At 70.0% G+C, this 21,410-nt stretch carries 18 protein-coding genes; all 18 read right to left on the reverse strand.

The window, feature by feature from the left end; translation table 11 throughout:
* Positions 1-23: 23 nt before the first annotated feature.
* Positions 24-773 carry an SDR family NAD(P)-dependent oxidoreductase gene (locus tag AC07YS_RS19235; RefSeq protein ID WP_495268831.1) on the reverse strand — a complete coding sequence of 250 codons (750 nt, stop codon included), beginning with the start codon at positions 771-773 and terminating at the stop codon, positions 24-26.
* Positions 770-2,359, reverse strand: a complete 1,590-nt coding sequence (locus AC07YS_RS19240; RefSeq protein WP_495268832.1) for an ATP-dependent acyl-CoA ligase — start codon at positions 2,357-2,359, stop codon at positions 770-772. The genes AC07YS_RS19235 and AC07YS_RS19240 overlap by 4 nt, the downstream gene beginning before the upstream one ends.
* Positions 2,349-3,080: an ABC transporter ATP-binding protein gene (locus AC07YS_RS19245; RefSeq protein ID WP_070062350.1), complete on the reverse strand. Its 732-nt coding sequence runs from the start codon at positions 3,078-3,080 to the stop codon at positions 2,349-2,351. Before AC07YS_RS19245 ends, AC07YS_RS19240 begins: the two co-directional genes overlap by 11 nt.
* A complete protein-coding gene (locus tag AC07YS_RS19250) occupies positions 3,077-4,864 on the reverse strand; it encodes a branched-chain amino acid ABC transporter ATP-binding protein/permease (RefSeq protein ID WP_495268833.1) in 1,788 nt (595 codons plus the stop codon). The genes AC07YS_RS19245 and AC07YS_RS19250 overlap by 4 nt, the downstream gene beginning before the upstream one ends.
* The gene (locus AC07YS_RS19255; RefSeq protein ID WP_495268834.1) at positions 4,861-5,916 is read right to left on the reverse strand and encodes a branched-chain amino acid ABC transporter permease; all 1,056 of its coding nucleotides are present in this window, start codon (positions 5,914-5,916) and stop codon (positions 4,861-4,863) included. The genes AC07YS_RS19250 and AC07YS_RS19255 overlap by 4 nt, the downstream gene beginning before the upstream one ends.
* A 61-nt stretch (positions 5,917-5,977) precedes the next feature.
* Entirely contained in the window at positions 5,978-7,141 is a 1,164-nt protein-coding gene (locus tag AC07YS_RS19260) for an ABC transporter substrate-binding protein (protein ID WP_492680837.1), read from the reverse strand.
* Between the two features lie 39 nt (positions 7,142-7,180).
* Entirely contained in the window at positions 7,181-7,645 is a 465-nt protein-coding gene (locus tag AC07YS_RS19265; protein ID WP_495268835.1) for an aromatic-ring-hydroxylating dioxygenase subunit beta, read from the reverse strand.
* Positions 7,642-8,961: an aromatic ring-hydroxylating dioxygenase subunit alpha gene (locus tag AC07YS_RS19270; protein ID WP_495268836.1), complete on the reverse strand. Its 1,320-nt coding sequence runs from the start codon at positions 8,959-8,961 to the stop codon at positions 7,642-7,644. Before AC07YS_RS19270 ends, AC07YS_RS19265 begins: the two co-directional genes overlap by 4 nt.
* A gap of 26 nt (positions 8,962-8,987) precedes the next feature.
* Positions 8,988-10,130, reverse strand: coding sequence for an ABC transporter substrate-binding protein (locus AC07YS_RS19275; RefSeq protein WP_062474995.1), 1,143 nt, complete (start codon positions 10,128-10,130; stop codon positions 8,988-8,990).
* A gap of 42 nt (positions 10,131-10,172) precedes the next feature.
* Entirely contained in the window at positions 10,173-12,647 is a 2,475-nt protein-coding gene (locus AC07YS_RS19280) for a penicillin acylase family protein (protein ID WP_495274006.1), read from the reverse strand.
* A 19-nt stretch (positions 12,648-12,666) separates the two neighbouring features.
* Positions 12,667-13,833: an ABC transporter substrate-binding protein gene (locus AC07YS_RS19285; protein WP_489058046.1), complete on the reverse strand. Its 1,167-nt coding sequence runs from the start codon at positions 13,831-13,833 to the stop codon at positions 12,667-12,669.
* A 57-nt stretch (positions 13,834-13,890) separates the two neighbouring features.
* A complete protein-coding gene (locus AC07YS_RS19290; protein WP_495268838.1) occupies positions 13,891-14,625 on the reverse strand; it encodes an SDR family oxidoreductase in 735 nt (244 codons plus the stop codon).
* Positions 14,622-15,434, reverse strand: coding sequence for a cyclase family protein (locus AC07YS_RS19295; RefSeq protein ID WP_495268839.1), 813 nt, complete (start codon positions 15,432-15,434; stop codon positions 14,622-14,624). Before AC07YS_RS19295 ends, AC07YS_RS19290 begins: the two co-directional genes overlap by 4 nt.
* 17 nt (positions 15,435-15,451) lie before the next feature.
* Entirely contained in the window at positions 15,452-16,705 is a 1,254-nt protein-coding gene (locus AC07YS_RS19300) for an SDR family NAD(P)-dependent oxidoreductase (RefSeq protein ID WP_492736882.1), read from the reverse strand.
* 85 nt (positions 16,706-16,790) lie between these two features.
* Positions 16,791-17,963 (reverse strand): thiolase family protein, encoded by a 1,173-nt coding sequence (locus AC07YS_RS19305; RefSeq protein ID WP_369629754.1) that lies wholly within the window; start codon positions 17,961-17,963, stop codon positions 16,791-16,793.
* Positions 17,960-19,585 (reverse strand): AMP-binding protein, encoded by a 1,626-nt coding sequence (locus AC07YS_RS19310; RefSeq protein WP_495268840.1) that lies wholly within the window; start codon positions 19,583-19,585, stop codon positions 17,960-17,962. The genes AC07YS_RS19305 and AC07YS_RS19310 overlap by 4 nt, the downstream gene beginning before the upstream one ends.
* A 7-nt stretch (positions 19,586-19,592) precedes the next feature.
* Positions 19,593-20,081, reverse strand: a complete 489-nt coding sequence (locus AC07YS_RS19315) for an aromatic-ring-hydroxylating dioxygenase subunit beta (RefSeq protein ID WP_159275705.1) — start codon at positions 20,079-20,081, stop codon at positions 19,593-19,595.
* Complete coding sequence (locus tag AC07YS_RS19320; RefSeq protein WP_495268841.1) at positions 20,081-21,394, reverse strand: aromatic ring-hydroxylating dioxygenase subunit alpha; 1,314 nt, start codon at positions 21,392-21,394, stop codon at positions 20,081-20,083. Before AC07YS_RS19320 ends, AC07YS_RS19315 begins: the two co-directional genes overlap by 1 nt.
* Positions 21,395-21,410 lie beyond the last annotated feature (16 nt).

Below are 21,410 nucleotides of genomic sequence, written 5' to 3' on the forward strand. Positions count from 1 at the left end.
GCCATTTGCGCACCAGCAGGGTGCTACCGCATGAAACGGCCGCCGTTGAGGTCCAGCGTCGCCCCGGTCATGAAGGCCGCGGCCGGCGAGGCCAGGTAGACGACGGCGGCGGCCACCTCGTCGGCCAGCCCGAAGCGACCGAGCGGAATGCCGTCCTTCAGCGCCTGCTGCCGCTCGGGTGGCAGCGCGGCGAGTGCGGGGCTGTCGATGGCGGCGGGGGCCAGCGCGTTCACGGTCACGCCGTGCGGCGCCAGTTCCTGCGCAAAGGCACGCGTCAGCGCCAGCAGGCCGGCCTTGCTGGCCGCGTAGTGCGCGCCGGTGGCGCTGCTGACCTGCTGCCCCGCCAGCGAGGCCAGGTTGACGATGCGGCCCGCGCTACGTTCGCGCATGTGCCTTCCCGCGATGCGGCAGCCGAAGAAGCTGCCACGCAGGTTGATGGCGAGCACGTCGTCCCACTCGGCGGGCGTGATGTCCCACAGCGAGGTGGTCGGCGTGCGCGCCGCGTTGTTGACCAGGATGTCGACGCCGCCGAAGTGCGCCACGGCCTGCGCGAAGCGGTCGTTGAAGGCTTGCTCGTCGCGCACGTCGAGCGGCAGCGCGAGGCCATTCACCTCGGCGGCAACGGCCTGGGCGTTGGCTTCGTCGATGTCGGCCAGCGCCACGCGCGCGCCGGCCTGCGCCAGCCCTCGCGCGATGGCCGCGCCCAGCCCCTGCCCTGCGCCGGTCACGAAGGCCACGCGCCCTGCCAGTGGAAGCGCGGTGGCGTGCGTCATCCGGCTTTGGCGGGCCGACCGTCCCAGGTCTGCGGCCCCACGCCGCGCTCGCGCAGCTTGAACTTCTGCACCTTGCCGTTCTCGGTGCGCGGCAGGTCGGGCAAGAGGTCGATGTAGCGCGGCACCGCGAAGTACGGCAGCCGGCCTTCGCAGAAGCGCGCCAGCTCGGCCGGGTCGATGACGACGCCCTCGCGCGCGACCAGCGCGGCCATCACCTCGTCTTCGGCCAGCTCGGAGCGCACGGGGTACACCGCGCACGAGGCCACGCCGGGGTGGCTCAGCAGCACCTGCTCGACCTCGAAGGACGAGATGTTTTCGCCGCGCCGGCGGATCGCGTCCTTGATGCGGTCCACAAAGCGGAACGCGCCGTCGGCATCGCGCACCACGCGGTCGCCGGTGTGGAACCACAGGTTGCGCCAGGCCTCGACGGTCTTCTCGGGCATGTGGAAGTAGCCGCTGGCAAAGGCATAGGGCTCGTCGGCGCGCAGCAGCAGCTCGCCGGCCTCGCCGGGCGGCAGCGGCACGTCGTCTTCGTCGGCCACGCAGGCCTGGAAGCCGGGGCGCAGCCAGCCCATGACGCCGCCGCGCGGCGAATCGGGCGCGGTGGCGATGGCGAAGTTGGTTTCGGTCGAGCCATAGCCTTCGAGCAGCGCCACGCCTGTGCGCGCCTTGAACGCCTGCCCCGCCGCGGCGGGCACGCCGGGCCCGAGGCCGGTGCGCACGCGGTGGTTGCGCTCGCCCTCGCCCTCGGGCTGCGCCAGCAAAATCGGCACCATCGCGCCGAGCAGATAGACCACGGTCGCGCCGTTGGCACGCATCGCCGGCCAGAAGCCCGAGGCGGAGAAGCGTGACTCGAACACCACCTCGGCCCCGGTGAGCGCGGCCTGCGCGAAGGTGTTGAGCGCGTTGATGTGAAACAGCGGCAGCGTGGTGCACAGCACGTCGTCGCGGCCCACGCCGAGCACCTCGGCGCTGTTCACGCCCCACCAGAAGTACTGCGCCTGCGGGCAGATCACGCCCTTGGCCGGGCCCGTGGTGCCCGAGGTGTAGAGGATGGCGAGCGGGTCGCCCGGCTGCACCGCAGCGGGCGGCAGCGCCTGCGCACCCGGCGGGTAGGCCGACACGCGCACGCCGGCGGGCGGCGTCCATGGCGCTTCGGCCTCGCCGACCACCCACACCTCGCGCAGCGCCGTGCGGGCCAGGTCGGCCGTGACCAGTCGATCGAGAAAGCCCGCCTCGATCACCAGCAGCTTCGCCTCGCTGTTCGCAAGGAAGTACTCGATCTGCGGCCCCATCGACGCGGTGTTGACCGGCACGACCGACGCACCGAGCCAGCCCGCGCCAAGGAAGGTGTCGAGGAACTCGATGCGGTTGCCGCACATCACGGCGATGCGGTCGCCGCGCGCCACGCCATGCTGTGCGAGCGCGCCGGCGCGCGTGGCCGCCGCGTCGGCTGCATCGGCATGCGTCCATTGCCGGCCCGCGATGCGCAGCAGCGGGCGGGCGCCGAACAGCGCCGCCTGCCGCTGCAGCATGGCGGGCAGCGTGCGCTGCGCCGGCGGCACCGCGCGCGGGTCACTCGTCATCGTGCGTGCCTCCGCCGAGGTAGGTGGCCTGCACGCGCGGGTCGCTGGCGAGGTCACCGGAAGCACCCGACAGCGCGATCTCGCCGGTCTCCAGCACGTAGCCTTCGTCCGAGCTTTCGAGCGCGGCGCGTGCGTTCTGCTCCACCAGCAGGATCGACACGCCGTCGTCGCGCAGCTTGCGCACGATGGTGAGGATGTCGCGCACGATCAGCGGCGCCAGGCCCAGGCTGGGCTCGTCGAGCATCAGCAGGCGCGGCGCCGACATGAGCGCGCGGCCCACGGCCAGCATCTGCCGCTCGCCGCCCGAGAGCGTGTCGGCGCGTTGGGCGCGGCGCTCGGCCAGGCGCGGGAAGCGGTCGTACACCGACTGCAGCTGCTTCTTCATCGCATCGCCCCGCAGCCGCTTGGCGTAGGCGCCGAGCTGCAGGTTGTCGAGCACGGTGAGTTCGCCGAACAGTTCGCGCCGCTCGGGCACGAGGCACAGCCCGCGCTCCACGCGCGACTCCACGTCGAGCCCTTGCAGGTCTTCGCCTTCGAAGCGCAGCGTGCCCTTGCACGGCAGCAGGCCCATGGCCGCCGCCAGCAGCGTGGTCTTGCCCGCGCCGTTGGGGCCGATCACCGAGATGATCTGGCCCCGCTGCACGTCGAGCGACACGCCGCGCACGGCCTCGACCTGCCCATAAGACACGTGCAGGTCGCCAATCTCCAGCATCGCGGTCATACAACGCTCCCCAGGTAAGCCGCCTGCACACGCTCGTCGGCGCGCACCGCCGACGGCACGCCCTCCACGAGCTTGGAGCCGAAGTTCATCACCACCAAACGGTCCACCAGTTTCATCACGAAGTCCATGTCGTGTTCGACGATCAGGATGGTCACGCCCTCCTCGCGCAGCTTGCGCAGCAGGTCGCCCAAGGCCATCTTTTCCTTGCGGCGCAGGCCGGCCGCGGGCTCGTCGAGCACCAGCAGCACGGGGTCGGCGGCCAGCGCGCGCGCAATCTCCAGGATGCGCTGCGTGCCCAGCGGCAGGCTGCCCGCGAGCTCGTGCGCGCGGTCGCCCAGGCCGATGCGGTCGAGCTGGCGCTGCGCCTCCTGCAGTATCTGGCTTTCTTCCGTGCGGTCCAGCCGCAGGCCCGCCTTCAGGATGCCCGAGCGGGTGCGCGAGTGCGCGCCCAGCGCCACGTTGTCCAGCAGGCTCATGTGCGGGCGCAGCTTCACGTGCTGGAAGGTGCGCGCCAGCCCGAGCCGCGCCACCGCGCGCTGCGGCATGCCGGCGATGTCGTGCTCGAGAAAGCGCACCTGGCCCGCGCTCATCGGCAGCGTGCAGGTCAGCAGGTTGAACATGGTCGACTTGCCCGCGCCGTTGGGCCCGATGAGGCCGATGATCTCGCCCGCCTTGACGTCGAAGCTCACGTCGTTCACCGCCACCAGCCCGCCGAAGCGCTTCACGGCGCCGTTGACCGACAGCACCTGCGTGCCGCGTGCCGGCAGCTGCCGGTGCGGCAGCGGCTCGACCGGCGCACCGGTGTAGCGCGAGGCACCCTGCGGCGCGGCACGCCGGCGCGTCCAGCGCCGCAGCAGGCCCATCACGCCGCCGCGCGCAAAGTGCAGCAGCAGGATGAAGAGCGCCGCGAAGGCCACGGCCTCCAGCTGGCCCGCGCGCTGCGTGAGCATCGGCAGCACGTCCTGCAGGCCGTTCTTCAGCACCAGCACCAGCGCCGCACCCACCAGCGCGCCCGCCAGCTGCCCGAGCCCGCCGGCCACGGCCATCAGCAGGTACTCGATGCTGGCGCGCACGTCGAAGGGCGACGGGCTCACGAAGCGGTTCATGTGCGCATAGAGCCAGCCGGCCAGACCCGCGAACAGCGCCGCCGTGACGAACAGCGACAGCCGCACGCGGTACGCATCCGCCCCCACGCTGGCCAGCAGCGTGGCGCCGCCGCGCAGCCCGCGAATCGCGCGGCCGGGGCGCGACTGCAGCAGGTTGTGGCTGAACAGGCAGGCCAGCCCGACCACCACCCAGATCAGGTAGTACATCGCGCGCGGATCGGCCAGCGACCAGCCGCCGATCTGCAGCGCCGGGATGTTCGACAGGCCCGTGTGGCGCCCGAGCGCATCGACGTTGCCGAACAGCATCGCGATCGACAGCCCCCAGGCGATGGTGCTCAGCGGCAGGAAGTGCCCACCCAGGCGCAGCGTGAGCATGCCGATGGCCAGCGCCGACAGGCCCGTGAGCAGCAGCGCGAACAAGAGCCCCAGCCACGGCGACAGGCCCTGCGCGGTTGTGAGCCACGCCGTGGCGTAGGCCGCGATACCCACGAAGGCCGCCTGGCCGAACGAGGTGGCGCCGCCCACGCCGGTGAGCAGCACGAGGCCCAGCGCCACCAGCGCGCCGATGCCGATGTCGTTCAGCAGCGAGACCGTGAAGCTGCCCGCCACGGCCGGCACCAGGGCCAGCACGACGATCACCGCCGCGATCCACGCCATGCGTTTGGTGTTGCCGTTCATTGGTCCACCTCGTCTTCTTCCTCTTCCGAATGGGCCGCCATGAAGGAGCGCAGCATGAGCACCGGGATCAGCAGGCTGAACACGATCACGTCTTTCAGCGCGCCGCTCCAGAACGACGCGAAGCTTTCGACCACGCCGACCGCCAGCGCGCCGATGGCCGTCATCGGGTAGCTCACGAGCCCGCCGATGATCGCGGCCACGAAGGCCTTCAGGCCGATGATGAAACCCGAGTCGTAGTACATGGTGGTCACCGGCGCGATCAGCACGCCGATGAGCCCCGCCAGCAGCGAGGCGCAGCCGTAGGCCAGCAACGCCGTGCGCACCGGCCGGATGCCGACCAGCCGCGCGCCCACGCGGTTCACGGCCGTGGCGCGCAGCGCCTTGCCGGCCACCGTGCGCTCGAACACCAGGAAGAACAGCCCGCTCAGCACCACAGCCGCCCCCACCATCAGCACCACCTGGCCGCTGACCGTGAAGCCGTCGCCCAGCGTGAACACCGCGCTCGTGAGCGGCGTGGTGCGCGAGCCTTCAGGACCGAAGAACAGCAGGCCCAGGCCCGAGAGCAGAAAGTGCAGCGCCAGCGACACGATCAGCAGCACCAGCACCGAGGCATCGGCGATCGGCTGGAACACCACGCGCGCCAGCAGCGGCGCGATGGGCACCACCAGCAGCACCGCCACCGCGATGTGCACGGCCACCGGCACGCCGGGCCGCGCCGCCAGCCAGGCGAGCACGCACGGAATGGCGGGCAGCACGCCCCACATCAACACCGCCTTCGGTATGCGTGCGGCCTCGCCGCGCCGCAGCAGGCTGCCGATCTCGGTGACCAGCGCCAGCGCGGCCAGCACCGCGACCATGCCGATGGTCGGCGGCACGCGGCCGGTTTCGAAGGCCGCCAGCGACAGGGCGGCAAAGGCCGCGATGTCGCCGAACGGCACGAAGACCACGCGCGTGACCGAGAAGATCAGCACCAGCCCGAGTCCGGCCAGCAGATAGACGGCACCGTTGGCCAGGCCGTCGGTGACGAGGATCAATGCCACGTCCCAGTTCATAGAAAAACCTCTGTCGGAGTCATCGTTGTCGTTGTCGTTGTCGTGAAGGGAAACAGGAGATTCAAGGGGCGAGCTTCCATTGGCCGTTGTCGAGCTTGACGATCACGCGCGCGCGCTCGTCCACGCCGTACAGGCTGCCGGGCTTGAAGGTGTAGACGCCGTGCGTGCCGACCACTTCCTTGGTGCTGAAGATGGCGTCGCGCAGCGCCACGCGGAATTCGGGTGTGCCCGGCTCGGCCTTCTTCATGGCGCGCGAGGCGGCGTCCACAAACACCAACCAGCCGTCGAACGAGTAGGCCGAGAAGGCGTCGCTGGTGGGTGCGTTGTTGACCTTCTGGAACACGGCGCGGAAGTCGGTCGCGATCTTCTTGGTCGGGTAGTCGGCCGGCAGCTGCTCGGCGACGATCACCGGGCCCGTGGGCATCAGCGCGTTCTGGCCGGCCGCGCCGACCACGCGCACGAAGTCGGGGTTGATCAGGCCGTGCTGGCCGTACACGCCGCCCTTGAAGCCGCGCTCCTGCAGCGCCAGGAACGGCAGCGCGCCCGGCGTGCCGGCGCCGCCGGTCATCACCGCGTCGGGGCGCAGCGCCACGATCTTCAGCACCTGGCCGGTCACCGAGGCATCGGCGCGCGCGTAGCGCTCGTTGCTCACCACCTTGATGCCGGCGGCGGGCGCGGCCTTGTTCAGGGCCTCGTACACCAGGTCGCCCCAGGCGTCGGAAAAGCCGATGTAGCCCACCGTCTTGACGTTGTTGCGCTTCATGCGCTCGACCACCGCGTCGATCATGAGCTGCGTGGGCTGCGCCACCGTCATGACCCACGGGTTCTCGTTGGGGTCGAGCAGGATGGGCGTGAGGCCGATCATCGGCGTCTTCGCCTCCTTGCCCACCTGCGCCATCGCGATGGCCGACGGCACGCCCGAGGTTCCCATGAGCACGTCGACCTTCTCGTCCTCGATGAGCTTGCGCGCGTTGCGCCCGGCCGTGGTCGGGTCGGAGCCGTCGTCGAGCACCACGAGCTGGATCTTGCGGCCGTTGACCTCGCCCTTGTAGGCCAGCGCGGCCTGCATGCCCTTGGCGTACGGCACGCCCAGCGAGGAGTTGGGCCCCGACAGCGACACGCTGAGTCCGACCTTGAGGTCGGCCGCCAGTGCGCTCGCCACACCACAGGCGGTCAGCGCCGCGGCGAGGGCACCGCGCGTCAAGGTCTGCATCAGGTTCTTCATGTCGTAGCTCCAGTGAGGAAGGATGGAAGGAACAGAAACTCAGATGAACAACTGGATGGCCGGCAGAGGGCGCGCGGCGTTGAGCAGGTCGATGCGCTTCTCGCGGATCGACCAGCCCGTGGGGGTGCGGACGAGGTGATGGCGGGCGGTGCCGCTCAGCAGCAGCTGGTCGTCGCCGCGCGCCTCGATGTAGAGAAAGGGCGTGCGCAGGTGAACTTCGTCGGCGCCCTCTTCCTCGATGCGCGAGGGCTGCAGCACATGCTGGCTGTGGCTGGCCGGGTGCTGCGAATGCGCGCGCGGGTTCTTCAGGCGCTCCACGCGCAGCTGCAGCAGCAGCCGGTCTTCGTAGGCCAGCGAGTTGTGCGAGAACGGATCGGCCTGCGCCGCGCCGAGCAGCGGCACCCAGTAGTGGCCGTCGTCGGCGAACAGGGCCAGCCAGTCGTCGAAGCGGCGCGCGTCGAGCAGGGCCGCCTCGTGGGCGATGAAGTCGCGCGGGTCGTTCATGCCGCCACCTCCGGCGTCATGGCCCGGGCCCAGGCGCGGAACTGGTTGCGCATGAGCAGCTCGTTGGTGCCGTTGGTGGTCACCGTGGCCTGCTGCGTCTCGGCCGGGTCGTGGTTGCGGTGCAGGCTGATCCATTCGTTGCCACCGGCGCGCAGGCCCTTCTGGATGCTCTCGAACAGGTGCACGTCGTCGTGCGCCACCACCGACATGGGCGAGAACACGAGCCGGTTGTAGCTCATGGCACGCTCGAACAGCAGCGCGGGCGCACCGGCCGCGCGGAAGCTCCAGGCCTCGATGAGCGTGCGGTCGGCCGCCAGCGGGCGGATCACGCGGATGGCCTGCGGCGAGCCCTTGACCGACAGGCTCGGGTACAGCACCGAGTTCTGCGGCGAGCGCTGCAGGATGTCGGCGGCGCGCGCTGCGCCGTGCGCGGCCTGCATCGCGGCCTCGTACTCGGGAAGCTGCGCGTAGTTGGAGTGGATGCTGAAGTTCACGCCCAGCACGCTGTGGCCGTTGGCGAACACGCGCCCGCCCATCTGGTCGAAGAACTCGTAGCCCGAGCCGAAGGGCAATATCTGCTCCATCGCCATCGGCTTGGGGTCGGTGGGCGCATGCCCTTCCCACAGCGCCTCGGCGGCCTTGGTGGCCGACTCGTGCGTCGACATCGGGTGCACCGTGTCGTTGATGTTCTCCAGGTACATCTTCCAGTTGCAATGGACGATGTTGCGCAGCACGCCGCCGCCCACGGTGAGCTTGCCCTCGGGCGAGCGGTCGACCATGTTGTCGAGCGCGCCCAGCACCTCGCCGAAGTAGTCCTCGAACGAGGGGCCGGTGTCGGACAAGCGCACGAACACGAAGTCGCGGTACACCTTCACATGCTTCACCACCGACAACCCCTGCCCCGACTCGCAGGCCTTGAGCTGCGTGCCCTCGTAGCCGTTTTTCAGCGGCAGGCCCAGCGGCGCGCCGTCCAGCTTGTAGGTCCACGCGTGGTACGGGCAGCGAAAGAAGCGGCCGGTGTTGCCGCTCTCTTCCGTCACCAGCTGCGTGCCCTTGTGGGCGCAGCGGTTGTACATGACGTGCACCGCGCCGTCGGGCTGGCGCACCATGAGCAGCGGGCGGCCCGCGATCTCCTGCGTGACGAAGTCGCCCGCCGCCGGCACCTGGCTGGCATGGCCCAGGAAGACCCAGGTGCGGGCGAACAGGCGCTCCTGCTCCAGCGCGAACAATTCGTCGCTGAGGTACAGGTCGCGGTGCACCCGGTCGTCGCGGACCAGCGCCGCGACGAGATCGGGGCGGTTGCGGTAGGCGGTCATGGCGGTGGGCTTCGGTTGAACCGAGGTCAGGGAACGAGCTTCCACTGGCCCTTGTTCATCTGCACGATCACCACGCCGCGCTGGTCGGAGCCGTAGCGGTCGTCGGGCTTGAAGGTGTAGATGCCGTGCGTGCCCACCAGCTCCTTCGTGCCCACGATGGCGTCGCGCAGCGCCGTGCGGTACTGCGGCGTGCCGGGCTCGCCCTTGGTGCGCGAGGCCGCGTCGGCCAGCAGCAGGTAGGCGTCGTAGGTGTACGACGAGAAGGCATCGGTGGGCACCGCGCCGTTCGCCTTCTGGTACGCAGCGCGAAAGCCCATCGCGACCTTCTTGATGGGGTTGCTCTCGGGCAGCTGGTCGGCCACCAGCACCGGGCCGCTGGGCACCTGCAGGCCGTCGATGGCCGTGCCGCCCACGCGCACGAAGTCGGCGTTGATGAGGCCGTGCGTGCCGTAGATCTTGCCCTTGTAGCCGCGCTCGGCCAGTGCCAGGTAGGGCAGCGCGCCCGGCGTGCCGGAGTTGCCCGCGAACACCGCGTCGGGCCGCGCCGCGACGATCTTCAGGATCTGCCCGGCCACCGACGAATCGCTGCGCGCATAGCGCTCGTTCGCCACCACCTTGATGCCGGCGGTGGCGGCGCTCTTCACGAGCGAGTCGTAGGCCAGGTCGCCCAGCGCGTCCGAGAAGCCGATGAAGGCCACCGTCTTCACGCCCGACTTCTGCATGCGCTCGACCACGCCCGCCACCATGAGCGGGAACGGCTGCGACACGGTGACGGTCCATGCGCCGTCCGCGCCCGGAATGGTCACGGGCGTGGGCGAGATGAGCGGCGTGTTGAGCTCGCGCGCCACCGAGGCGATGGCCATCGCGCCCGGCACGCCCGAGGTGCCGATGAGCACGTCGACCTTGTCTTCCGTCACCAGCTTGCGCGCGTTGCGCCCGGCGGTGGTCGGGTCGGATGCGTCGTCGAGCACGATGAGCTGCACCTTGCGCCCGCCGATCTCGGGCCGCTCGGCGATGGCCGCGCGGATGCCCTTCTCGTAGGGCACGCCCAGCGCCGCGACCGGCCCCGAGAGCGAGCTGATGAAGCCGATCTTGAGGTCTGCCGCCGCCGCACCGACGGCGGTGAAGGCGGCCAGCAGCGCGAGGCCAAGGCGGGAGATTTTCTTCATGGGAGCTTCCTCTTCGGGGGTTGGAATGGGGACGAGGGACGGTCAGTAGCGCAAGGTGCGGCGCGATTCGAGGTCGGCATCGACCTGCGCGGGCGTGAGCCGCTCCGGCTTGCATTCGAAGCGCTCGAACAGCGCCAGTTGGTCGCCGTAGTGGCGGTCGCGCACGCCGGCCGGGCTCACGAAGCCGCTCTGCCCCGGCGCGGCGACCGAGCACATGTCGAGCGCGCCCGGGCGCAGCACGACGCGGTAGTTGAGCGTGCCGCGGTTCATGTAGGGGCTGACTTCGGGCTCGTCGCCCGCGCCGGCCCATGGCACGCCGATGGCGTTGATGCGCGAGAAGCGGTGCCGCACCACGGGCGTGGTCCACGCGGCCATGTCGGGCCCGAGGCGGGTGCGCAGCTCGCCCACCGCGTCGGTCAGTGCGGCGCGCACCATCGTGCGCGGGTCCTGCCCGTTGAAGAAGTCGTGGCGCTGCGGCACACCCGACGCCGGGCCGCTCAGCGCGTTCCACAGCAGCTTGGCCACGGCCGCGGGCTGGGCGCTGCCCGGCGAGCCGCGCGGCGTGAGCGTGGGATAGCCGAGGTTGGCGTAGGTGGAGAACACGGCCGGCGGCAGGTCGTCGGCCAGCAGGCGCCGCGACATCGCGCCCAGCCACGCGCGCAGCACGGTGGTGGCGCGGTTGTCGTACACCTCGCCACCCGGGGCGACGCGGTTCTTCAGGTCCCAGTTGGCGAGCAGGTCGGCCGCGCGGCGCGCGGGGTCGCCGGCCGGCAGGCCCTTGGCCGCGTCGACGATGAGGGGCACGAAGTAGCGCGCGTTCAGGTCGGCCAGCGCCGCGCCCTGGCTCACGCGCCAGACCTCGTCGGCGCCCAGCTTCGCCGTGCCCTGCAGCTGTGCGTGGATCTCGGCGACGCGGTCGACGTGCGAGAAGTTCGCGCCGTCTGCGCGCAGGCCTTCGGCGATCTGGTTGTTCCAGCTCGCGAGGTAGCCCTGCGCGGGGTTGTAGGCACGCGGGTTGGCGCTGAACGGCAGGCTGCCCTGCCACTCCATGCTGCCGTCGCCGCGCGCGGGAAAGCGGATGTCCTGCGTGGCCGGGCGGCGCGGCATGCGGCCCAGGCCCACGGCGCCGATGTTGCCCGCCACGTCGGCATAGAACCAGGTGATGGACGCGGCCACGCGCTCGCCCTGCGCGAGAAAGCCCGACCAGTCGCGCGCCCGCGCAGCGCGCGCCCAGCCGAGCATGGTCTCGACCTCGCGGCCCTGCCAGGTGCTGCGTGCGGTGTAGGCGCGGGCGTTGTCCACGTCCCAGCTCTGAACGAAGCCGTGCACCGTGGCGTAGATGTCCACGCTCTGCGGCGCGGCGCCCTTCACGCGGATCACGTCGGTGCGACGGGTCATCGGGCGGTAGGCGCCGTCGTACTTGTATTCGTGGCGGTTGGCCGGGTTCAGTTCTTCCTGGTAGATGTCGTTGGTGTCGAGCGAGCCCACCGTCGATCCCCAGGCGATGGTGCCGTTGGTGCCGAACAGCACCGGCAGCAGGCCGATGGGTGTGAGGCCCGTGAGGTCGTAGCCCGCGCCGTGCAGGCCGATGCCGTGCACGAACGACGGGTTGTTGAAGCCCTGCTGCGGGCCGTTGTACAGAACGGCCACGCCTTCCTTGGTGCGCGAGGGGCCGAGCACCCAGGCGTTGCTGGCGGTCGGCATGCCTTCGGTGGCGGCCAGGCCCATGCGGGCGACCTGCGTGGCGCGGAAGTCGGCGGCGGCCTGCGCGGAGACCGGCGCGAGCGCGGCGTCGCCGGGCTCGGCGCTCGCCAGCCGGCTCGCGTTGCCGCGCGGCACGATGGTCGGCGCGGTCGGGTCTTCGAGCCAGCGCAGCTGCTCGTACAGCTGCAGGCCGGCCACGTCGCCGCGCGCGGCCTTGAGCTGGTTGAGCAGCGAGAGGTTGGCCACCTCCGCCGTGCCCGCGAAGAAGCGGTTGAGGATCAGGCCGATCCAGACCATGGCCACGTCGTCCGCGGTCCAGGGCGCGGGCTCGAAGCCGTTGTCGATGAACTCGCGCGGCATCAACTTCGCGCGGTCGGCCAGCACGTCGCGGATGCGCGCGTTGACGCCCGCGGCGTAGCCTTCGAACATGGCACGGTCGTCCGCATTCAGCGCATCGATCTGGCGGCGGATCGACACCGGATCGATGTTGGAGCGCGTGGCCTTGTCGGTCGCGACGAACTCGGCCCCCAGCACCTCGGCCACGCTGCCGTTGCCCGAGCGCCGCGCCATCTCCAGCTGGTAGAGCCGGTCTTCGGCGACGGCATAGCCGAAGCCGTGGAACAGGCCGCGCGTGTCGCTGGCGTAGACGTGCGGCACGCCGTAGCGGTCGCGCTTGATGGTGACCTCGCCGCTGCCGCCCGGGGCGGTCGCGGCGCAGCCGGCCAGCAGCGCGGCGGCGAACAGCACGGTGCCGGTCGCGCGCCGGCGACGCAGGGAACGAAGCAGCGGGTGCATGGGGTGGGCGGCGTTCATCGGATCGACGCGAGGGCGTTCAGGGCACCAGCTTCCACTGGCCCTTCTCGAGCTTCACGACGACGCGCGAACGGTCGTCCGAGCCGTAGCGCTCGGTCGGCTTGAAGTTGTAGACGCTGTGCGTGCCCACCAGCTCCTTGGTGCTCACGATGGCGTCGCGCAGCGCCAGGCGGAACTGCGGCGTGCCGGGCTCGGCCTTGGTGGCCAGCGCACGCTGGGCGGCGTCCAGGTACACCAGCCATGCATCGAAGGTGTAGGCCGAGAAAGCGTCGGTCGGCGGCGCGCCGTTGGCCTTCTGATACGCCGCGCGGAAGTCCATCGACACCTTGCGGATCGGGTTGTCGTTCGGCAGCTGCTCGGCCACGATCACCGGGCCGGTAGGGGCCAGCAGGCCTTCGACCGAGGCACCGCCCACGCGCACGAAGTCGGGGTTGATGAGCGCGTGCATGCCGTAGATCTGGCCCTTGTAGCCGCGCTCCGAAAGCGCGAGGTACGGCAGCGCGCCCGGCGTGCCCGAGGTGCCGGTGATCACCGCGTCGGGGCGCAGCGCCACGATCTTGAGCACCTGCCCGGTCACCGAGGCGTCGCCGCGCGCATAGCGCTCGTTCGACACGATCTTGATGCCGGCCGGCTCGGCGCTCTTTTGCAGCGCGCCGTACACCAGGTCGCCCCAGGCGTCGGAGAAGCCGATGTAGCCCACCGTCTTCACGCCCGACTTCTTCATGCGCTCGACCACCGCGCTCACCATGAGCGGTGCGGGCTGCGGCAGCGTGACCATCCACGCGCCCTCTTCGCCCGGCAGGTTGGCGTTGGCGATGGAGATCAGCGGCGTCTTGGTTTCGCGCGCCACGCCGGCAATGGCCAGCGCGCCGGGCGAACCGGCCGTGCCGATGATGACGTCGACCTTGTCCTCGTCGATCATCTTGCGTGCATTGCGCGCGGCCGTGGTGGGGTCGGACGCATCGTCGAGCTGCACCAGCTGGATCTTGCGGCCGCCCAGGTCGGCCTTGTAGGCGAGCGCGGCCTTCATGCCCTTTTCGTACGGAATGCCCAGCGACGACACCGGCCCCGACAGCGAGGTGATGAAGCCGACCTTGAGATCGGCGGCCCACGCGCTGGCGGCGCTCAGCGCGCCGAGGCCCGCGACAACAGCCGCGAGGGTGCGAATTCGGTTCAGGACTTTCATGGCGATGCTCCAGAGGTGATGTTTTTGAACGGAACGAAACGGACGCTGAAATGAAAACTAGAGGGCGAGGCTGCCGACGCTGGTGCCGCCGCAGACATACAGGACCTGGCCGGTGACGAAGCTGTTCTCGGGCGCGGCGAAGAAACGCACGGCGCGTGCCACGTCGGCCGATTCGCCCAGGCGCTTGACGGGCACCGAGGCCGCGAGCGCGCGCTCCTTCTCGCTGCCGGCCTCGACCACGTCGTAGAACATGTCGGTGCGGATCGGGCCCGGCGCCACCACGTTCACCGTGATGCCGTCGGCCGCGAGCTCCAGCGCCCAGGTGCGCGCCATGCCCAGCATGCCGGCCTTGGTGGCCGAGTAGCTGGTGCGCATGGCCAGGCCCAGCGCGGCGCGCGACGACAGCAGCACCACGCGGCCGAAGCGCTGCGCACGCATCGCGGGCAGCGCGCCCTGCACGAGCTGGATGGCGCAGCCCAGGTGCAGGTCGACCAGCACATCGAGGTCGTCGAGCTTCACGTCGGGCAACAGCGCGGCGCGGATGACGCCGGCGTTGTGGACGATCGTGGTCGGTGCAAAGCGTTCGACCAGTTCGCGCACGGCCTGGCCGGTGGCGGCGCGGTCGGCCAGGTCGACCTCGAGGCTGTGCATTTTGGGGTGGTCGATCTCGGCCTTGCGGCGCGCGAGTGAGACCACCTCGTAGCCTTGCGCGAGCAGGTCTTCGCAGATGGCCTTGCCGATGCCGGCGCTGCCGCCGGTGACGGCCGCGACCTTGGGTGCGGCGGCGCTCATGCCGTGGCTCCCACCAGGGCCAGCACGCGCAGCGGGCTGCCGCTGCCCTTCTCGATCTTCAGCGGCGGGCAGATCAGCACCGCGCCCGAGGCTGGCAGCAGGTCGAGGTTGCTCAGGCACTGCAGGCCGTAGCGACCCGCGCCGTGCATGTAGTAGTGGCAGGGGTACGGCGGACGCAGGTGGTAGCCCTGCCCGGCGTCCGTGCCGATGGCTTCGGAGCCGAAGCCCAGCACGTCGCGCTGCTCGACCAGGAAGCGCACGGCCTCGGTGCTCGGGCCGGGCGTGTGCTGGCCGGTCTCGTCGAAGTTCTGGTACGCCTCGGGGTCGGTGCGCTTGGACCAGTCGGTGCGCATGAGCACCCACGCGCCCTTGGGAATGCGGCCGTGCGCGACTTCGTAGGCCTCGATGTCTTCGAGCGTCAGCAGGTAGTCGGGGTCGTCCTTCACCTGCGGCGAGCAGTCGATCACGCAGGCCGGCGCCACGAAGTGCTGCACGGGAATGGTGTCGACCGAGTTGTTCGGCAGGTCGCGGCCCGAGATCCAGTGGATCGGCGCGTCGAAGTGCGTGCCGGTGTGCTCGCCGCAGGAGAAGTTGTTCCAGTACCAGCCCGGGCCGCGCTCGTCGTACTTCGACACTTCCTCGATGCGGAAGGGCCAGCACTGGCCCATCTCGGGCGGCAGCGCGATCTGCGGAAACTCGGGCGTGAGCGTCTGCGTGAGGTCGATCACGCGGATGCGGCCGCTGGCCATGGCGGTCACGAGGCTGCCGAGGACTTCGGCGGCGGACATCAGTTCGGTTGTCGTGGTCATTCGTGTGGCTCCTGTTCTCAGCCGCCAGCGGCCAGTTCGCGTTCGAGCACCTTGGGGTTGTCGCGCCAGCGCTCGAGCCACTCCTGTGCCACGTCGCCGGGGTACACGTCTTCCACGCCGTCGCGCAGCGCCTTCACGATGGCGTTGGCCAGCGCGGTGGGTGCCAGCTTGGGCGGCGGCGTGTGCTGGTTCCATTCGTCGTCGATGGGGCCGGGGAACACGTTGATCACGCGGATGCCGGCGGGCCGCATCTCGGCGCGCAGGCACTGCGCCAGCGAATGCGCCGCGGCCTTCGAGGCGCTGAAGGTGCCGTGCGGCGGGAAGTTGCTCAGCGCGTAGATCGACAGCAGGTTGACCCACGCCGTCGCGCCCGTCGCGCCGTCGGCCGAGCGGCCCTTGAGCGCGGGGCCGAACTCCTGCGCCAGGCGCAGCAGGCCGAAGTAATTGATGTCCATCTCGGCCTTGGCCACGTCGGTGCCACGGCGCGCACCGATGCCGAAGGTGCGGTGCACCTCGGCGTTGTTGATCACGATGTCGACCTTGCCGCCGATGGAGCCGGCCAGCTCGGTCACCTGGCGGCCGTTGGTGAGGTCCAGCGGCACCAGCGTGACCTGCGGCAGCGCCGAGATGTCGTCCAGCCCGTCGCCCATCTTTTTCCAGGGCTCGGCATGGCCGACCCAGACGATGTCGGCGCCGGCCTTCACCAGCGCACGCACGAGGGCCTGGCCCGTTTCGGTCTTGCCGTCGGTCACCAGCACCTTGCGGAACTTCGGGTCGCTGGTCATTTCGCGCAGCATCTTGTCGTCGGCCATGTGGGGACTCCCTTCAGTCGGAAAAGCAATGAGGACGGCCTGGCCGGCGCGGTCGAGCCGGGCGCCGACACGCACGCGCGTGGGCGCATCGCCGACCTCGCCGTGCAGGTGGACCATGAGCGTGGGGCCGGCATCCAGGTGCACCAGGCCCAGCCGCCAGGGCAGCCGCTCGCGAAAGAACAGGTCGTTGCTGTGGTGCAGCGTGGTGCTGCCGAGCAGCGCGCCCTCGCCGCTCTGTTGGCGCCAGCGCAGCGCCGACGACAGGCACTTGTGGCAGACCTCGCGCGGCGGGTACTGCACCGTGCCGCAGTCCTCGCAGGTCTGCAGCTCGAAGCGGCCCTCGGCGGCGGCGGCCGTGAGGCCGAGCGCGACGCGGCCGCGCGCGCCGGGCGGCAGGTTCATCTGCCGGGTGCGCAGCACCGGGTTCTTGCGCGGGGGGCGCATCATGGGCATCGTCATAGCGCCTCCGCCGGGCCGCCCCAAGGCAGGCGCGCGGCCCCCTCGGGGGGCAGTGCAGCCGCGAAGCGGCAAACGTGGGGGTACATCATTCCGGTCTCCCGAGGATGACGGCGCCTGTACAGAGGCAGCGGTCGTAGGTCACCATGCCGAAGCCGGCGACAAGGCCCAGCTGGGCGTTGGGCACGGCGCGCGCGCCGGCCTGGTCGGTCAGTTGTCGGATCGCCTCGACCATGCCGAGGAAGCCGCCCGCCGCACCCGCCTGTCCGGCCGAGAGCTGGCCGCCGCTGGTGTTGTTCGGAAAGCTGCCGTCGAAGGTCATGGTGTTGGCCTGCACGAAGGCCGAGCCCTCGCCCTTCTCGCAGAAGCCCAGGTCCTCGAACTGCATCATCACGATGACGGGGTAGTCGTCGTAGGTCTGCACGAAGTCGAGCGCGGCGGGCTGCACGCCGGCCTGTGCGTAGAGGTCGTCGCGGTCCTTGCGCCAGCCGCCCTGCACCATCACCGGGTCTTCGGCGTAGGCGTTGTGGCGCTCGATCGCGCCGCGGATCACGACGTGCGCCAGGCCCAGGTCGCGCGCACGCTCCTCGCTCATCACGAGGAAGGCGTCGGCGCCGGCGCAGGGCATCACGCAGTCGAACAGGTGGATCGGGTCGGAGATGGGCCGCGCGGCCATGTACTCGTCGAGCGTGAGGCCCTTCTTGAACATGGCGTTGGGGTTGCCCAGCGCGTTGGTGCGCTGGTCCACGCAGATGCGGCCGAAGTCTTCGCGCGTGGCGCCGTAGGTGCGCATGTAGTTGGCGGTGATGAACGCGAAGATCGAGTTCGGGCCGCCTGAGCCGTAGGGGTAGCTCGCGTCGCGCGCGAAGTTGCTGAAGCTGCCCAGCGTCTGGCGGAAGGAGTCGACGTGGTTGGTGTCGGCGCCCACGCAGGCGACGATGTCGGCATCGCCCGCCTGCACGGCGCGCGCGGCGCGGCGCAGGCACATCACGCCCGAGGCGCCGCCGGTGGGCATGTGGTCGAGCCAGCGCGGTGACAGGCCCAGGTGCTGCGTGACGCCCACGGCCGTATCGGGCGCCAGCGAGAAGCTGCTCAGGCACAGGCCGTCGATCTGCTCCTTGGCCACGCCGCTGGCCTGCACCAGCGCGTCGATGGCCTGGCCGACGAACCAGTGCGCGGTGCGCGTGGAGTAACGCACATAGGGCACGGTGACGGGCACCGCGACCGCGACGCCTTCATAAGAGAGCCGTCGCTTGGTCATGCCTGCCTCTTCTTCATGGAGCGCGTGTCGATGCAATGGCCCTGGCCCGGCAACGTCTGCGCCATCTCGCGCAGCTGGCCGCGCTGGATCTTCTGCGAGGGCGTGAGCGGCAGCGCCTCGACGAAGGCCACGTAGCCCGGCGCCTTGTAGTACGCCAGCTGCGCCAGCGCATGCCGGACGATGCTGGCCGCGACCGCTTCGCGCTGCGACGCATCGGTGTCTTCGCGCAGCACGATGCAGGCGAGCACCTCGTCGCCGCGCACCGCATCGGGCGTGGCGGCCACGGCCGAGGTCTTCACGGCCGGGTGCTGGTTGAGCACGCTCTCGACCTCGACGGCCGAGATGTTCTCGCCGCTGCGGCGGATCACGTTTTTCTTGCGGTCGACGAAGAAGAAGTTGCCGTCGGCATCGCGGCGCACGAGGTCGCCGGTGTGGAACCAGCCATCGGCCCAGGCTTCGCGCGTGGCCTCTTCGTCCTTCAGGTAGCCGGAGAAGAAATAGCGGCGCGGGTCGGCGCCGGCCGAGCGCACCAGCAGTTCGCCGGGCATGTCGGTGCCCACGTCGCTGCCGTCCTCGCCCATGAGGCGAATCTCGACGAAGTCTTCCTGCCGCCCGAAGCAGCTGGTGCCCACGAGGCGCGGCTCGCGGTTGGCCATGATGCAGGCGGCCGCGCCGGTCTCGGTCATGGCCCAGGCCTCGACCAGCGGGAAGCCGAAGCGTTCTTCGAAGGGCGCGTGGTTCTTGCGGTCGACACCGGCGCCGAAGCCCCAGCGGATCGCGTGGTCGCGGTCGGCCGCCGACGCGGGGGCCGACAGCAGCATCGCGGGCATCACGCCCAGGTAGTGGACGATGGTCGCGCCGCTTTCCTTCGCGCTGGCCAGCCAGCTCTTCGGGTGGAAGCGGTCGAGTTGCACGAGGCAGCCACCGGCAATGAGCACCACCATGGTCGAGAACGCCATCGCGTTCATGTGGTTGAGCGGCAGCGGCGTGATCACGCGCTCGGCATCGGGGCGGATGCTGCACACGCCGTCGAGCGCGGCATACCACTGGCCCGCGCGCAGGAAGTACGCGTTGCTCAGGATGCAGCCCTTGGGCCGGCCCGTGGTGCCCGAGGTGTAGAGCAGGCCGCATTCGGTGTCGGTGCCCACGGGCTCGCCGGCGCGCGGCGCGGCGGTCTTCGCGGGTGGCACGGCGTCGTCGGGGCCCATGGTCTCGAAGGCCACGCCGGCTTGCGCGGCGGCGGCCTGCAGGTCGGCAGCGCGCTCGGGCAGCGTGACGGCCAGGCCGATCTCGCTGTGGCCGATGAGGTAGACCAGCTCGGCCGAGCGCATCTCGGCGTTGATCGGCACCACGCTCGCGCCCAGCGCATTCAGCGCGAGCCAGTGGAAGATGAAGGCGGGCCGGTTCTCCAGCAGCAGGCCGACGCGGTGGCCGTGGCCGTAGCCGGCCTGCGCGTAGGCGCTGCGCAGCCGCTCGATTTCTGCGGCGGCTTCGCCCCAGCGGATGGCGCCGGCGGCGATGCCGTAGGCGGCGGCGGTCACCGATTCGGTGAAGAGGAATTCGGCCTGCGGGGTGCGCGCGGCCGTGGCGGCGAAGACCTGGTGGACGGTGGCGTGGGTCATCGCGTCCTCAGATGAAGAGCTGCACGGCCGGAAGCGCCGCGTCGCAGTTGAGCAGGTCGACGCGCTTGAGCGTCATGCGCAGCGCGCCGTCCTGCACCGTGAGGTGATGGAAGAAGGTGCCGACGTAGAACTGCAGCTCGTCGCCCTGCGATTCGGTGTAGTGGAACTCGGTTCGCACCACGAAGCGCTGGGCCTCGGTGTCGAAAGTCTCGACCACGGGCACCTGCAGCAGGTGGTGGCAGCGGCTTTGCGGCTGCTGCGAAAAGGCGCGCGGGCTCTTCAGGCGCTCGATGCGCAGCTCGCGCAGCAGCTTATCCTCGTACAGGTGCGAGGTGTGGTTCAGGCCGTCTTCCTGGTCGGGCACGAGCGGAATCCAGTAGAACGCATCGTCGGTGAAGAGCGCGTTCCACTCCTCGTAGCGGCGTGTATCGAGCAGGCGCGCTTCGTTGACGACGAAATCGACGAGGTCCTGGCGGGTGATATCGGCGGCGGCCATTACATCGTCTCCGTCATGCGCTGCACCCAGCTGCGGTACTGGTTGCGCATGGGCAGCTCGTTGGTGCCGCCCGTGGTGATCTCGCCGCCCTTCAACTCCGATTCGTCGTAGTCGCGGTGCAGGCTCACCCACTCGTTGCCGCTGGCGTGCAGGCCGGCCTGCATGCCGCGGTAGGCCTGCAGGTCATCGTGGCCCACCACCGAGAACGGCGAGTTGATGAGGCGGTTGTACATGGTGGTGCGCTGCAGCAGCTCGGGCGGCGCGCCCTTGAGGCGGAAGGTCCAGCTCTCGATGAGGGTCTGGTTGGCAGAAATCGGCTTCACCACGCGGATCGCCTGGATCGCGCCCTTGATCGTGAGGTTCGGGTAGTACACGGTGTTGTGCCGCGCCATGCCCAGGATCTGCGCCGTCTTCTCTTCGCCGTAGCGCGCCTTCATGGCGTCGTCGTATTCGGGGATCGCCTTGTACTTGCTGTGGATGCTGAAGTGCACGCCCGTGAAGCTGTGGCCGTGGTCGTAGGTGCGAATGCCCATGTCCTCGAAGAACTTGTAGTCGGACATGAAGGGCACGAACTGCTCCACGGCCATGGGCTTGGGCTCGTCCTCGGGCTTGTCGGCCCACATGCGCTTGGCGGTGCCGGCCGACGACTCGTGCGCCACCATGGGGTGCATGGTGTCGTTGAGGTTCTCGACGAACATCTTCCAGTTGCACTGGTGCATGAAGCGCAGGCAGCCGCCGGCGATTTCGAGCTCGCCTTCGGGCGAGCGGTCGGCCATGTTGTCGATGGAGCTGAGCGAGTCGCCGAAATACTCGTCGAAGTCGGGGCCCGCGTCGTTGATCTTCACGAAGATGAAGCCGCGGTGGCTGCGCACGTGCTTCACCGGGGTGAGACCCTTGCCCGACTCGCATTCGTGCAGCTGCGTTTTTTCGTAGCCGGTCTTCAGCGGAATGGCCAGTGGCGCGCCGTCGGTCTTGAAGGTCCAGGCGTGGTACGGGCAGCGAAAGAACTTGCCGGTGTTGCCGCAGGGCCCGTTCACCAGGCGCGAGCCCTTGTGGGCGCAGCGGTTCATCATGACGCGCACGCTGCCGTCGCTGTGGCGCACGACGATCAGCGGGCGGCCCGCGATCTCGTTGGTGATCCAGTCGCCCGACTTCGGCAGCTGGCTCTCGTGGCCGACGTAGTTCCAGGTGTTGGCGAAGAAGTGCTCCTGCTCCAGCTCGAAAAGCTCCTGGCTGGTGTACAGGTCGCGGTGCACGCGGTCGTTCTGCACGAGCGCGCGAACGGCATCGGGGTTGTCTCGGTACGAAGGCATGGTTCTCCTGGCTCCT

The sequence above is a fragment of the Variovorax sp. GW458-11-26-14-LB1 genome (assembly GCF_059423965.1).

Coding starts and splice junctions, on each gene's coding strand:
- AC07YS_RS19235 (WP_495268831.1), bottom strand. CDS start 773: ATGACGCACGCCACCGCGCTTCCACTGGCAGGGCGCGTGGCCTTCGTG.
- AC07YS_RS19240 (WP_495268832.1), bottom strand. CDS start 2,359: ATGACGAGTGACCCGCGCGCGGTGCCGCCGGCGCAGCGCACGCTGCCC.
- AC07YS_RS19245 (WP_070062350.1), bottom strand. CDS start 3,080: ATGACCGCGATGCTGGAGATTGGCGACCTGCACGTGTCTTATGGGCAG.
- AC07YS_RS19250 (WP_495268833.1), bottom strand. CDS start 4,864: ATGAACGGCAACACCAAACGCATGGCGTGGATCGCGGCGGTGATCGTC.
- AC07YS_RS19255 (WP_495268834.1), bottom strand. CDS start 5,916: ATGAACTGGGACGTGGCATTGATCCTCGTCACCGACGGCCTGGCCAAC.
- AC07YS_RS19260 (WP_492680837.1), bottom strand. CDS start 7,141: ATGAAGAACCTGATGCAGACCTTGACGCGCGGTGCCCTCGCCGCGGCG.
- AC07YS_RS19265 (WP_495268835.1), bottom strand. CDS start 7,645: ATGAACGACCCGCGCGACTTCATCGCCCACGAGGCGGCCCTGCTCGAC.
- AC07YS_RS19270 (WP_495268836.1), bottom strand. CDS start 8,961: ATGACCGCCTACCGCAACCGCCCCGATCTCGTCGCGGCGCTGGTCCGC.
- AC07YS_RS19275 (WP_062474995.1), bottom strand. CDS start 10,130: ATGAAGAAAATCTCCCGCCTTGGCCTCGCGCTGCTGGCCGCCTTCACC.
- AC07YS_RS19280 (WP_495274006.1), bottom strand. CDS start 12,647: ATGAACGCCGCCCACCCCATGCACCCGCTGCTTCGTTCCCTGCGTCGC.
- AC07YS_RS19285 (WP_489058046.1), bottom strand. CDS start 13,833: ATGAAAGTCCTGAACCGAATTCGCACCCTCGCGGCTGTTGTCGCGGGC.
- AC07YS_RS19290 (WP_495268838.1), bottom strand. CDS start 14,625: ATGAGCGCCGCCGCACCCAAGGTCGCGGCCGTCACCGGCGGCAGCGCC.
- AC07YS_RS19295 (WP_495268839.1), bottom strand. CDS start 15,434: ATGACCACGACAACCGAACTGATGTCCGCCGCCGAAGTCCTCGGCAGC.
- AC07YS_RS19300 (WP_492736882.1), bottom strand. CDS start 16,705: ATGACGATGCCCATGATGCGCCCCCCGCGCAAGAACCCGGTGCTGCGC.
- AC07YS_RS19305 (WP_369629754.1), bottom strand. CDS start 17,963: ATGACCAAGCGACGGCTCTCTTATGAAGGCGTCGCGGTCGCGGTGCCC.
- AC07YS_RS19310 (WP_495268840.1), bottom strand. CDS start 19,585: ATGACCCACGCCACCGTCCACCAGGTCTTCGCCGCCACGGCCGCGCGC.
- AC07YS_RS19315 (WP_159275705.1), bottom strand. CDS start 20,081: ATGGCCGCCGCCGATATCACCCGCCAGGACCTCGTCGATTTCGTCGTC.
- AC07YS_RS19320 (WP_495268841.1), bottom strand. CDS start 21,394: ATGCCTTCGTACCGAGACAACCCCGATGCCGTTCGCGCGCTCGTGCAG.